Here is a 12,646-nt window from a genome sequence, read left to right on the forward strand (position 1 = left end):
GCTCAGGCCGCGATGGCGGCGTGCGCCAGCTGGGCGGGCAAGACGCCGCGCAGCGCATTGGTGACGACGATGGCCTTCGCGAGCGCGAGGTCGGCCAGCGTGAGGCTGCGTTCGCGCGCGCCCCAGACCGGATCGTCGAGCAGCACGCCGCGCATCACGCCGGGCAGCACGCCGTCGGCCACCGGCGGCGTGAACCAGCGGCCATCGAGCTGCACGAAGACGTTGCTGCGCCCGCCTTCGAGCAGGCGACCGTCGACGGTGTGGAACAGCGTGTCGAACGCGCCTTGCGCCTGCGCGGTGCGCACGCCGGCGTCCAGATGCGCGCGCAGCGTGGTCTTGTAGGGCGCGAGCACCGCGTGCGCGTCGCACGGCAGTGGCGCGAGCAGCAGCGAGACCGGCCCCGCCGCCAGCGCATCGAGCGCGGCGCGCGTGGTCGCGAGCGCGCCGTCGTGCGCGAGCTCGAGGCGCAAGCGCCATTCGCCGTCGGCGGGCAGCGCGGCCAGCGCGGCATCGAGCGACGCATTTACCTCCGCGGCGTCGGCGCGAAAGCCCAAGGCGCAGGCACTGCGCAGCAGCCGCGCGACATGGCGCTCACGATGGCGGATGCCGGCGGCGCGCGTCGCGTGCATGGTTTCGAACAGCGCGAAGCCTGGGTCGAGGCCGGTCAGGAAGCGCGCCTTGGTCTTGCACTCCTCGAACTCGTCGTCGTCGACGCTGTCGAGCACGATGCCCGCGCCGACGCCCAGGCGTGCGGAGCGCGTGCGGTCGGGCCGCTCATCGCCCAGCACCAGCGTGCGGATCGCCACCGACAGGCAGAAGTCGCCCAGCACGCGGCCCCCGGACGGCGCGTCGACCCAGCCGATCGCGCCGGTGTACAGGCCGCGCGGCGTGCTCTCCAGCGCGCGGATGTGCTTCATCGTCTGGCGCTTCGGCGCGCCGGTGATCGAGCCGCACGGAAAGCTCGCGCGCAGCAGCGCCGGCATGTCGAGCCCGGGGTCGAGCTCGGCCTCGATCGTCGAGGTCATCTGGAACACGGTCGCATGCGCCTCGACCTCGAACAGCGCGGGCACCCTGACGCTGCCGACGCGCGCGATGCGGCCGAGGTCGTTGCGCAGCAGGTCCACGATCATCAGGTTCTCGGCGCGGTTCTTCACGTCTTCGTGCAGGCCGCGCGCGGTCTCGCTGTCGGAGATCGGCCAGTTGACGCGCCGCGCCGTGCCCTTCATCGGCTGCGCGCCGAGGCGGCCGTCGGCGTGGCGAAGGAACAGCTCGGGCGAGCACGACAGCACGTGCGTCGGCGCCTGCGCATCGGGCGAGGCCGGCAGCGCGATGAAGGCGCCGTAGCGCACCGGCTGGCGCGCACGCAGCCGGCGGTACAGCGCGACGGGCGGCCCGAAGGCCGGGCCGTCGAGCCGGTAGGTGTAGTTGACCTGGTAGGTCTCGCCGGCACGGATGGCCTCGTGGATCGCGGCGATCGCGGCGCGGAACTGCGCGCGATCGACGCTGCGCGACAGGCGCAGCGTGCCGGCGGGCGAGGGCTCGGGGCGACCCTCGTCCTGTGCCGCGAGCCAGGCATCGACCTGCTCCCGCGAGAGCTGCGCGAGCGATTCGAACATCAACACGCGCAGGGCGCCCGGCGCACCATCGCGGTGGCCGGCGCCGACGATGCCACAGCCCCATTCATAGTCGGCCAGCAGCACCGCGTGCAAGCCGGCACGCTGGTCCGCGTGGACCGCGGCCCACGTCGCCTCGAGCGTCGACGCGTCCTCGCAGACATGCTCGCGCACGAACCCGGTGTACAGGCGCGAGCGCGGCTGCGAGGCAGTGGCCTCGCAGTCGTCGAGCAGTGCGAAGACGTGGGTCATCAGGACCAGTCGTCGTAGTCGTGCTTGATCTTGTGGCGGTTGGCGATCAGTTCGTCGATCGAAGGCTCGTTGTTCAGCGCGCGCTTGATCGCCAGCTTGGTCGCCTCGTAGTTGGTGCGGTACATGTCCTTCTTGTCGAGGTTCGGATCCTTGGCGCAGCGCGGGTCGATCCACACCAGGCTGATGATGCACAGCTCGTCGACCAGCTCCTTGGGGATCACGCCCTCGATCACGCAGTCGAGCACCGCATCGGCGGTGGCCGATTGCACCACGCCGCCGAAGAGATCGATGTTGGCGCTGTCTTTCAGCGTGACCTTGGGCACCGTGATCGTCGCGGGCCTGACCATCTGGTTGCAGGCGCGGATCGCGAACATCGCGGTGTGGCCCTTGGTCTGCGCCATCATGTTGGCGAAGGCCTGGCCCACGGGCCCGTCGGTGCGGCCGATGAGGATCTCGGGCATTGCATCGGTGGCCTGGCCTTCCTTGGCGAGCACGGTGGCCTCGCCGGCGTGGAAGAGGTACTTCTTGGCGGTCATTCAGGGATCTCCGGAAACGGATCAGGAAGCGGGGGATCAGGGGCTCGCAAGCCACCATTCTCCGCGGCCGTCGACCCCGAGGTCGCCGACCGCGCGCTGCGGCGTGCGACGCGAAAGCTCCGCGAACGCGTCGGCCACACCGTTGGCATGGGCCAGCCGTTCGATCTCGCGCGCAAGCAGCTGCCACGCCACGCGCACGTCGGATTGCACCGGCACGAAGGTCGCCGGCAGCTCGGGCCGCGCGCTCGCGAACACCAGGCTGCCGCGCCGTTGCGCATAACCGGGGTGGGCGCCGCAGCCGCCGGCCAGCGCGATCGTGCCGGCCACCAGGCGCGAGGCGAGGAAGTCGCCCGCGTCGCCGGCGATCAGCAGCGTGCCGCGGCGCATGCGGTCGGCGCAGCGCGCACCGACCGAGCCGTGCACGACGATCGTGCCGCCGCGCACGCCGTCCATCTCGCCCGGCAGCGCGCCGAGCGCGTGGTCGCCCAGGTCGCCTTGCACCGCGAGCAGGCCGCCGCGCATCGCGCAGCCGGCCAGCAGGCCGGCATTGCCGCACAGCAGGATCTCGCCGCCGGACAAGCCGGCCGCGAACCAGTCGCCGACGCTGCCTTCCACCTCGAGCCGGCCGCCGTCCATGCCTTGCGCGAGGCGGTCGCAGCGGTGCAGGTCGCCTTCGATGCGCAGGAACGGCGTCTCGCTCGGCACCGCGGCAACGTCGAACCAGTCGCCCAGCAGCGAGGGTTCGTTGCCGTGCCACACCGGCACGCGCAGCGCGTCGACGTTGGCCAGCGCCGCGGGCGAGACGCGGCGCAGATCGAGACGCTGCGTCGGTGCCTGGCGCAGGCGCAGATGCCAGCCGCTCATGGCGAGGCTCCTTCGCCCATGATGCGCCGCAGGTGGAAGTGGAAGGGCCCGAGCTTGCCGCCGTAGTTGCCGGCCGCGATGCGCGTGATGCCGGCCGCGGCGCCGCGCTCGATCACCGCCTGCATGCCGGCGCGCATTGCCGCGGCGACGTCGGCTTCGGTCAGGCCGTCGATCACGATCTCGAGCACGCAGCGCACCTCGGGCGTGAGGTCGGTCTTCCTCGCCAGGCCGATCAGGCTCGGGCAGTAGGCGTCGTTGGTCGAGGCGCTCAGCGCCGGGTACTTGCTGCCCACCTTGGAGCCCGAGCGCACGACACCGCCGGGAAACGGCATCACGACGCCCGGCACGCGGCGCATCGCCTCGACCGCGGCCTCGGCTCCGGCGAGCGCCTCGTCGGTGCCGGCGGCCAGCAGCAGCAGGTTGCCGCCGCCCACCGCCTTGACGACCGGCGTTGTCTCCTGCGCGACGAACTCGCCGTCCATCACCGGCACGCGCCAGTAGCGCTTGCCCGCGATCAGCTTGCTCTGCTGCCAGCCGTCGCCGAAGAAGCGCAGGTTCTTGCCCAGCGCGATCGCCTCGCCTGCATCGGCCGGCAGGCCGGCGTAGATCGCGGTGGTCGGGCAGGTCAGCACGCACTGGCCGACGCGGCGCTCGATCTGCTTGGCGAGCTCCTTGCCGCTCATCGAGAAGATCAGCACCGCGAGACCGGGGCGGCCGTCGGGCGTCTCGTCGGGCGAGAGCTCGCGCTCGATGCCGGCTTCGCAGCCGCAGGCGATCACGCTGGTCGCGAAGCCGGTCGCCGTGGTCGCCGCGTGGCGCGCCCACGTGAGGTTGTGGGCGGTGATGACGAGCCGCGTGGCCTTCATCGGGAAGGCTTCCGCAAAGCTCTCGTCGACGGCAACGCCATTGATGTTCATGGCGCCCCCACGCTTGCGGCTTCGCCGCTGCGCTGCCCCCCGAGGGGGCCCAGCTCGACTTGGGGCGGCCCAGCGTCGAGCTGATTCATTGCGCCCCCACCTGCAGCTTGCACGCATGCGGCAGCAGTGCGCCGTGGTTCGCGCAAGTGCACAGCTCGTCGCGGCCGATCGTCGAGCGCTGCGGGTCGAGCCGCCCGCTGCGCCGCGCCGCGTCGGCCAGCGTCTTCTCGATGCCGCGGTCGAACTCCGGCTCGGCGAAATGCACGCCGCCGGTCGGCGTCGCGACGATGCGGCCGTTCTCGGCGACCAGGCGGCCGTCCTTGAACACCCACACCGGCTTGGCAAACATCGCCTCGCGGTCGGGCTGGTCGCGGTAGACCGCGATGTCGGCCGCCGCGTCGGTGCCCAGGTGGCCGCGGTCGCGCAGGCCCAGCAGGCGCGCCGGGCCGGTGCGCGTGAGGATGGCGATCTCGTTGAGGTCGAGCTCGCGCGTCATCGCTGCCAGCGGCGAGCCGCTCGCGATGTCCGGATGCAGCTTGGCGAGCTGCTCGTCGCGGAAGCTCTTGTCCATCAGCAGGCGGATCAGGTGCGGGTAGCTGGTGAATGGCCCGCCGTTGGGGTGGTCGGTGGTCAGCACGATGCGCCAGGGGTCCTTGACCGAAAGGAACAGCTCCAGCCCGATCGCCCACTGCAGCGCGTTGACGTAGCTTTCCTCGCGGTAGCGAAACGGCACCACGCCGCAGCCGGCGTCGCACTCGATGTCGGCGCCGATCCACTTGCGCGGGCTCGCCAGATGCGCGTTGGCATGCTGGCGCATCGTGTCGCCCGAGGCGGTGACGGTCTGGCCGAAGATGATCTGGCCGACATCGATCGAGACGTTGGCGTTGGCGTTCACCGCGTCGGCGAGCTGCTGCGCGGCCGACGAGAACTTCTTCGGGCCCTCGGTGCCGTAGGCGTGGAACTGCACGTGGGTGAGATGGCCGCGGTGACCGTCGAGCGCGTCGATGGTCGCCAGCGTCGAGGCGATGTTGCCGGCCACGCCGAGGTTGCTGGCGTGGATGTGCAGCGGATGCGCAAGGCCCAGCTCGGCGACCGCGCGCGCCAGCGTGCGCACCACGCTGCGCGGCGTGATGCGCCAGTGCGCGTGCTCGGCGTCGACGTCGAGCGCGCGCTGGTTGAACTTGAAGGCCGAGATGCCGCCCGGGTTGACGACCTTCACGCCCATCGCCTTGCTCGCATGGATGGTCCAGCCCACCACGTCGCGGATGCGCTGGAAATCCTCGCCGCGCGCCATCATCTCGAGCACCAGCTCGTCGTTGCCGAGCATCACGTAGGCGCCGTGGTCGAGGATCGGCACGTCGCCCATCTCGAGGTGCGCGTGGCGTGCATTGCTGGCCACCATCGCCGGCTCGAACGCCGCGGTGTAGCCCATCTCTGCATAGCGGTAGCCGGTGGTGAGCGTGCCCGGCGTGCAGCAGCCGACCGAGGCCGCCTCGAGAGGGTTCTCGGGCAGCGGCAGGGGCTCGAGGCCGGCGCGGTGCTCCTCGGGCAGCAGCAGGCGCGCGAGGTTGACCTTGCCGCCGCCGATGTGGCTGTGCAGGTCGATGCCGCCGGCCATGATCACGCAGCCGCTGGCGTCGAACACGCGGTCGGCGTGCTCGCCGGGGGCGAGCGTGACGATGCGGCCGTCGCGGATCGCGAGATCGCGCACCGCATCGACGCGATGCGCCGGGTCGATGATGCGTCCGCCGCGCAGCAGCACGGTGCTCATGTGGACCTCACCTTCGCCGTCAGGCGCGCGACGATCTCGGCCACGCTCGGCAGCGGCTCGCTGCGCGCGGGCGTGAGCGGCATCAGCACGCTGAACTCGGCGCGGAACTGGTGGCCGCCGTGGCCGATGCCCGGCGTCGCGACCGGGATGAAGACGCTGTCGCCCGCGCGGCCCTGCGCGAGCGGCGCGAACGAAGGGTGGCCCAGCAGCACCAACGGCCCGGCCCACTCGGGCGGCGGCGGCTCGGTGCCGTGGCTGGCGATCCACAGCAGCGCGTCGATCGCGCCGTCGGCCGCGAGCGCGGCGGCGCCGTGACGCCAAGGGTCGTGCTCGAGGCCCAGCGGGCCATGGCGCGTGCGCAGGGGCAAGCCCGTCTGCCAGGCATGCACCTGCTGCGCGGTGGCCGCGCCGTCGCCGCCGCCGAGCACGAAGCCGGCCGCGCGCGTCGTGAGGTTGAGCGTGCCGATGGTGCGCTGCATCGACTCGATCGCCAGCTCGGCCGGCACCGGCAGTGCGCCGGGCTCCCACAGCAGCACCGCGTAGCGCGAGGCTCGCAGCAGTTCGGCAAGACGCCGCTGCGTGTCGCTCGCGCGCTCGACCGCGCGGCCGGCCACCAGCGCGGCCAGCGTCGCGAGCTCGCCGTGCAGGTCGGGGGCGGCAGGATGCGCCGCGATCGTGGCGGACGGCAGGGCCTGTGCGATGCGCGCACGCTCGGCGTCGGCGTCAGGCACGCCGAGCAGCACGACGTCGAGCGCGCGCGACGGCTCGCCGGCCGCCGGCGCGATGCGCTCCCACAGGCGCGGATGGCGTTCGGCCGGCGCGCTGCCGACGACGACGATCAGCTCGGCGCGCGTGCGGAGCTCGGCCAGCGTCGTGAAGTAGCCGCCTCGGTCCTGCAGCACGCGCAGCGCCGCCGTCTGGCCGGCGCTGGCGGCCGCGTCGCACACGGCACCGCAGGCCGCGGCCAGGCGCATCCAGGCGCGCGCGCCGGCGACGTCGCTGCCCAGGCCGCCGATCAGCGGCGAGCGCGCGCGCCGCAGCAGTCCGGCGGCGGATTCGAGCGCCAGGTCGAGCGGCACGGGTTGGCCGTCGACGCTGGGCGCGACCGGTGCCGCCGCGCCGAAGCGCGCGAGCGCCGCGCTGGCGCGCGGGCAGCGGCCGCCGGCGAGCGAAGGCACGCCCTGCGCATCGACATCGAGCGAGACGTCGTCGCACAGCAAGGCGCAGAAGGGACAGGTCCAGGCCGGCAGGCGGGACGGGGTGGTGGCAACGGAGGCTGACATGTCAGGGCCGGACCTACGCAAGCGATGTGCCGGCAGCGCCTGCCGGGCCGCCGCGGGGGCGCGCGGCGCAGCGCGCTTCGCCGCCGTGACAGCGCGCGGTGCGCGGTGCGACACAGTGTGGCGCGCGCGGGCCGTGCTGCATCGCGGCCGGCGTCGCGCCGTGCTGGCATGAATCCTGTTGGCAGGCGGTCATGGTCCCGGCCTTCGTTGCGGCTCTTGTCGGTGTTCGCACCTATGCCCGCGCCGCGTTCGCGCGGCGGTCGAGTGCCTGCGCGTGCAAGGCGCTCGCGACCAGCCAGGCCTCGGCGCCTGCCGCCGCGGCGGCGGCAAGGTCGGCCTCGTCGCGCACGCCGCCGGCACCGACCAGCCGCGTGCCGGTGGGCGCGCGTCGGCGCACGTCGGCCAGCGTCGCGAGGTCGGGGCCGGCGCCTGCGCCGACCGCGTCGAGCGACATCACGATCACCGTCGTGGGCCAGCGGTCGGGCTCGCGCCACCAGCCGGCGGGGTCGAGCAGTGCCTCGCCGCGCCGGTCGAGCGAGAGGATGGCCTCGCGCGGCAGCGCGTCGACCCGCAACGACTCGCTGCCGAACACCGGCGTCACGCGCGCCGGCCAACGCGCCAGGGCTGCGGCCTGCGGGCCGGCGAAGCCGGCGTCGAGCCACAGCTCGATGCCCGGCAGTGCGGACAGCAGCGCGTCGATCGCCTCGCGCTGCGGCCGGCCTTCGACGATGGCGTCGAGATCGGCCACGTACAGCCGGCGGCTCGCCGCGCGCTCGAGCAGTGCGCGCGCCACCGCGACCGGCTCGCAGCCTTCGGCCAATGGCGTGACCAGCGGCCGGTATGTGGCACGCTCGCCCCGCACCGCGCGCACGACGCGTCCGGCCTGCAGATCGATGACGGGAACCAGATCCATGACGACGATGATGATCGCGCGTCGCGCCGCGCCGGCGCCGGCGCGGGCATGAGCAGCCAAATGGGCGGCCACATGAGCGGCTCGGTCACGCCGAACAGCGTGCTCGTGCTCGAGTATCTCAGCGCCGGCGGCGAAGCTGCCGACGCCGACGGTGAACTGCTTTCACAGGGCCGCGCGATGCGCGACGCGCTCGCCACCGACCTGTGCGCGGTGCCGGGTCTCGCGGTCCATCTCGCGGTGGCCTCGCCCGACGAACCGCTGCCGGCCGCGCTGGCCGCGCAGCCGCGCCTTTCGCGCATCGCGCCGCACGAGGGCGAGGACACGCTCGCGTTCGCGGCGCGCGCCGCGCTCGCGGCGGATGCGAGCTGGATGGTCGCGCCCGAAAGCGGCGGCCTGCTGGCGCGACTGCAGGCGGCCGTCGGTCCGCGGCGCTGGCTGGGCTGCGACGCGCTCGCGCTCCACGTTGCCGAGAGCAAGCGCGAGACGCTGGCGCTGCTCGCGCGCGCCGGCGTGCGCACGCCGCTGGCCTGCGAGGGCAATTCGCGCGGCTGGGTCGTCAAGCCCGACGACGGCGCCGGCGCGGTGGCGACGCGGCGCCACGCGAGCCGCTCGCAGGCGCTCGCCGACTTGGCCGAGCGCTGCGCGCACGACGAGCCGGCCACCATCGAGCCGTGGATCGAGGGCGAGCCGCTGAGCCTGTCGCTGCTGGTCGATGCGCGCGGCGTCGCCAGCGTGCTGGCGCGCAACCGCCAGCGCATCGAGTTCGACGCGCAGGGCTTCGTGCACTTTCGCGGCGTCGACGCGGCGGTGATCGACGCGCGCGATCCGCGCGCGCCGGCGCTCGACATCCTCGCGCGCGCGGTCGTCGCGGCGCTGCCGGGGCTGCGCGGCTTCGTCGGCATCGACGTCGTCTGGTCGCGCGCGCTCGACGCGCCGGTGGCGATCGAGGTCAACCCGCGCCTGACCAGCGCCTTCGTCGGCTTGTCGGGCCGGCTGGGGCGCAACGTCGGCGCCGAGGTGCTGGCGGCGAGCTGGCGGCCCGAGCAGCTGCGGGAGCCGGCATGAGCCGCCGGGCCGCTCCCAAGGCGAATGCCGGAGTGCGCAGCACGGAGGACGCCCAATGAGCCCTGTTTTCGGCTGGGATGTCGGCGGCGCGCACGTCAAGGTCGCGTGCATCGAGGACGGGCGGCTGCGCGATGTCGCGCAGTGGTCCTGCCCGCTGTGGCAGGGCCTGGAGCATCTGCGCGGCGCGATCGAGCAGGCCGGCCTGCGCTGGCCCGCGCTGCGCGATGCACGGCACGCGGTCACGATGACCGGCGAGATGGTCGATCTGTTCGCCGACCGCGAGCAGGGCGTGCGCGCCATCGTCGCAACGCTGGCGCAGGCGCTGCGCGGCCCGCTCGCGGTGTGCGCGGTGGGCGAGCGCGACGAGGCGCTGCGCTGGATCGACGCGGCCGACGCGCCGCGCCACTGGCCCGCGGTGGCCTCCGCCAACTGGCTCGCGACCGCGGCGCTGGCCGCACGCGCGGTCGGCGAAGGCGTGCTGGTCGACATCGGCAGCACGACCTGCGATCTCATCGCGCTGGGCGAGGGCGCTCGCGTGCTGGCGCGCGGGCGCAGCGACGCCGAGCGCCTGGCCGCCGACGAGCTCGTCTATCAGGGCGTCGTGCGCACGCCGCTGATGGCGCTGGGCCCGCGCATCGTCTGGCGCGGCGTGCCGCACCAGGTGATGAACGAGTGGTTCGCGACCACCGCCGATGTCTACCGCCTCACCAGCGAGCTCGACCCCGCGCACGACCAGCAACCCACCGCCGACAACGCCGGCAAGGACCTGCCCGCCACGCGCCGTCGCCTGGCGCGCATGATCGGCCGCGATGCGCGCGAGGCGCCCGATGCCGACTGGCTGGCCTTTGCGCATGCCTGGCGCGCGCGCCAGTGCGAGCGCATCGGCGAGGCGCTCGAGCGCGTGCTCTCGGTGGCGCCGATCGCGCGCGACGCGCCGCTGGTGGCCGCCGGCTGCGGCGCCTTTCTCGTCGAATCGCTGGCGCTGCGCATGGGCCGCCCGTCGCGCAGCTTCGCGGCGCAGGCGGTGCCGCTGCACGACGGCGCCGGCGACGACGTTCCGCGCTGGGCCCAGGTCTGCGCGCCGGCCGTCGCGGTCGGCCTGCTGTACGCCGCGCTCGCCGAGCCGACGCCCGCCACCCGCGCGACCAAGGAGCTGCAGGCATGTGGGTCGTGAAGATAGGCGGCAGCGTCGCGCGCGATCCCGAGCTGCTGCCGCTTTGGCTCGAACTGCTGGCCGAGCACGGCGGCGGGCGTGTGATCGTCGTGCCCGGCGGTGGCGCGTTCGCCGACGAGGTGCGTGCCGCGCAGCGCAGCTGGGGCTTCGACGACCGCGTTGCGCACAACATGGCGGTGCTCGCGATGGCGCAGACCGCGATGCTGATGCAAGGCCTCAACCCGGCCCTGCAGCCGGCGCTCAATGAGCACCAGATCCGCCAGACGCTGCGCCGCCTGCGCCCGGCGCTGTGGGTGCCGCTGGAGCTGCTGCGCCAGACGCCCGACGAGCTGACGAACTGGGATGTCACCTCCGACAGCCTCGCGGTGTGGCTGGCGAAGCGGCTCAACGCGGAGCGGTTGATCGTCGTCAAGTCCTGCGAGGTGCCCGACGAGTGGCAACCCGACTGGCCCGCGCTCGCCGATGCCGGCGTGATCGACCGCGGCTTTGCCGGCTTTGCCTGCGACGCGCCGTTTCCGATCGGCCTCATCAACAAGGCCGAGCTCGAGCGCATGCGCTCGCTGCTGATCGAGCCGGCGCAGGCCATGCAGCAGTAGGCCCCCACGCTCACTGCGCTCGCTGCCCCCCGAGGGGCCCTTGCGGCGGATCGGCGAAGCCGGATCCGCGCGAGCCCTGGGATCAGGCACCTCCATGGGCGACCGAGGTGTCATGCGGCTGCGATAGGCTCGCGGCCCATGACGACGAACTTGCCCGGCTTCAACCGCCGCGCGCTGCTGCTGGCCGCCGGCGCGGCCTGTGCCCCGGCCTTCGTGCGCCACGCCCGCGCGGCCGACGTGCCGCGATTTGCGCTCGGCATTGCCTCCGGCCAGCCGCGTGCCGACGGCATGGTGCTGTGGACGCGGCTCACCGGGGCCGCGCTGCCCGAGCGTGTCGCGGTGCGCTGGGAGGTCGCCGATGACGAGCGCTTCACGCGCGTCGTCGCGCGCGGCGAGGAGATCGCCGAGTCCGACGGGGCGCACAGCGTGCATGCCGAGCCGCGCGGCCTGAAGCCGGATCGCTGGTACTGGTACCGCTTCAGCGCGCTCGGCCAGCGCAGCGACGCCGGCCGCACGCGCACCGCGCCCGCCGCCGATGCCGACGCCTCGCTGGACTTCGCGATCGCCAGCTGCCAGCGCTGGGACGACGGCCACTACGCCGCCTGGCGCGACGCCGCGGCCAGCGGGCTCGATCTCGTGATGTTCCTCGGCGACTACATCTACGAAAGCGCCGCGCGGCCCAATCGCATCCGTTCGCACGAAGGCCCGCTCGTGCGCACGCTCGAGCAGTACCGCGCGCGCTATGCGCAGTACAAGAGCGACCCGGCGCTGCAGACCGCGCACGCCGCGTGCCCGTGGCTGCTGGTGTGGGACGACCACGAGGTCGACAACGACTACGCCGGCCTCGTCGGCCAGTCGCTGCAGGCCGATTTCGCCGCGCAGCGCGCCGCGGCCTACCAGGCCTGGTGGGAGCACCAGCCGGTTGCCAAGGCGATGCGGCCCGTCGGGCCGGACCTGCGCGTCGTCGGGCGGCTCGACTGGGGCCGGCTCGCGCGCATTCACCTGCTCGACGACCGCCAGTACCGCGACCCGCAGGCCTGCCCGCGGCCCGACCGCGCCGGCTCCAACACCGTGCGCACGGCCGATTGCGCGGCGCTCGCCGACCCGAAGCGCAGTCTGCTCGGGCCGACGCAGGAACGCTGGCTCGCCGAGGGCTGGGACCTCGAGCGGCCGTGGAACCTGGTCGCGCAGCAGACCCTGATGGCGCGCTTCTCGTGGCGCGACCCGGCGGTCGACCCGACCTACTGGACCGACGGCTGGGACGGCTATGCGCCCTCGCGCGAGCGGCTGCTGCGCGACGTGGCCGCGCGCCAGGTACCCGGCGTCGTCGTGCTCGGCGGCGACGTGCACACGAACTACGTCGCCGACCTGAAGCCCGACTTCGACGACGAGAAGGCGCCGGTCGTCGCGAGCGAGTTCTGCGGCACCTCGATCGCGAGCCACGGCCTGGCGCAAGAGCGCATCGATGCGGCACTGCCGTTCAACCCGCACATCAAGTACGGCCGCGGCGACCGGCGCGGCTACGTGCGCTTTCGGCTCGACGCGAAGCGGCTCGATGCGCAGCTGCGCGTGGTCGAGCAGCCGCTGGACGCGGGCAGCGCGGTCGAGACTGCCGCGCGCTTCGTCGTCGAGGCAGGGCGCCCGGGGCCTCAACCGGCTTAG

At 73.5% G+C, this 12,646-nt stretch carries 11 protein-coding genes; 4 read left to right on the forward strand and 7 right to left on the reverse strand.

The genetic code is table 11. The annotated features are described in order from the left end of the window. Positions 1 to 2: 2 nt before the first annotated feature. From ACO2TI_RS17350 to ACO2TI_RS17380, 7 genes are all read right to left on the reverse strand, one after another. Positions 3 to 1,865, reverse strand: coding sequence for a chorismate-binding protein (locus ACO2TI_RS17350; RefSeq protein WP_423286245.1), 1,863 nt, complete (start codon positions 1,863 to 1,865; stop codon positions 3 to 5). Then, the gene (gene fae, locus ACO2TI_RS17355; RefSeq protein WP_423286247.1) at positions 1,865 to 2,401 is read right to left on the reverse strand and encodes a formaldehyde-activating enzyme; all 537 of its coding nucleotides are present in this window, start codon (positions 2,399 to 2,401) and stop codon (positions 1,865 to 1,867) included. The genes ACO2TI_RS17350 and fae overlap by 1 nt, the downstream gene beginning before the upstream one ends. A 36-nt stretch (positions 2,402 to 2,437) precedes the next feature. Next, on the reverse strand, positions 2,438 to 3,265 hold the full coding sequence (locus ACO2TI_RS17360) for a formylmethanofuran dehydrogenase subunit C (protein WP_423286249.1): 828 nt from the start codon (positions 3,263 to 3,265) through the stop codon (positions 2,438 to 2,440). Continuing rightward, positions 3,262 to 4,182 (reverse strand): formylmethanofuran--tetrahydromethanopterin N-formyltransferase, encoded by a 921-nt coding sequence (gene fhcD, locus ACO2TI_RS17365; RefSeq protein ID WP_423286251.1) that lies wholly within the window; start codon positions 4,180 to 4,182, stop codon positions 3,262 to 3,264. Before fhcD ends, ACO2TI_RS17360 begins: the two co-directional genes overlap by 4 nt. Positions 4,183 to 4,267: 85 nt before the next feature. Next, positions 4,268 to 5,953, reverse strand: coding sequence for a formylmethanofuran dehydrogenase subunit A (locus ACO2TI_RS17370; protein ID WP_423286254.1), 1,686 nt, complete (start codon positions 5,951 to 5,953; stop codon positions 4,268 to 4,270). After that, positions 5,950 to 7,236 (reverse strand): formylmethanofuran dehydrogenase, encoded by a 1,287-nt coding sequence (locus tag ACO2TI_RS17375; protein ID WP_423286257.1) that lies wholly within the window; start codon positions 7,234 to 7,236, stop codon positions 5,950 to 5,952. Before ACO2TI_RS17375 ends, ACO2TI_RS17370 begins: the two co-directional genes overlap by 4 nt. A gap of 232 nt (positions 7,237 to 7,468) precedes the next feature. Beyond that, positions 7,469 to 8,149: a HisA/HisF-related TIM barrel protein gene (locus tag ACO2TI_RS17380; protein ID WP_423286259.1), complete on the reverse strand. Its 681-nt coding sequence runs from the start codon at positions 8,147 to 8,149 to the stop codon at positions 7,469 to 7,471. A 48-nt stretch (positions 8,150 to 8,197) separates the two neighbouring features. Between ACO2TI_RS17380 and ACO2TI_RS17385 the strand changes: the two genes are divergently transcribed. From ACO2TI_RS17385 to ACO2TI_RS17400, 4 genes are all read left to right on the forward strand, one after another. Then, positions 8,198 to 9,214: an ATP-grasp domain-containing protein gene (locus tag ACO2TI_RS17385; RefSeq protein WP_423286261.1), complete on the forward strand. Its 1,017-nt coding sequence runs from the start codon at positions 8,198 to 8,200 to the stop codon at positions 9,212 to 9,214. Between the two features lie 55 nt (positions 9,215 to 9,269). Next, positions 9,270 to 10,388 (forward strand): hydantoinase/oxoprolinase family protein, encoded by a 1,119-nt coding sequence (locus ACO2TI_RS17390; protein WP_423286264.1) that lies wholly within the window; start codon positions 9,270 to 9,272, stop codon positions 10,386 to 10,388. After that, on the forward strand, positions 10,376 to 10,984 hold the full coding sequence (locus ACO2TI_RS17395; protein ID WP_423286266.1) for an aspartate kinase: 609 nt from the start codon (positions 10,376 to 10,378) through the stop codon (positions 10,982 to 10,984). The genes ACO2TI_RS17390 and ACO2TI_RS17395 overlap by 13 nt, the downstream gene beginning before the upstream one ends. A gap of 138 nt (positions 10,985 to 11,122) precedes the next feature. Continuing rightward, positions 11,123 to 12,646 (forward strand): alkaline phosphatase D family protein, encoded by a 1,524-nt coding sequence (locus tag ACO2TI_RS17400; RefSeq protein ID WP_423286269.1) that lies wholly within the window; start codon positions 11,123 to 11,125, stop codon positions 12,644 to 12,646.

It is taken from the genome of Caldimonas sp. KR1-144 (genome assembly GCF_049446155.1).
In the GTDB taxonomy this organism is placed as follows: Bacteria; Pseudomonadota; Gammaproteobacteria; order Burkholderiales; family Burkholderiaceae_C; genus Rivibacter.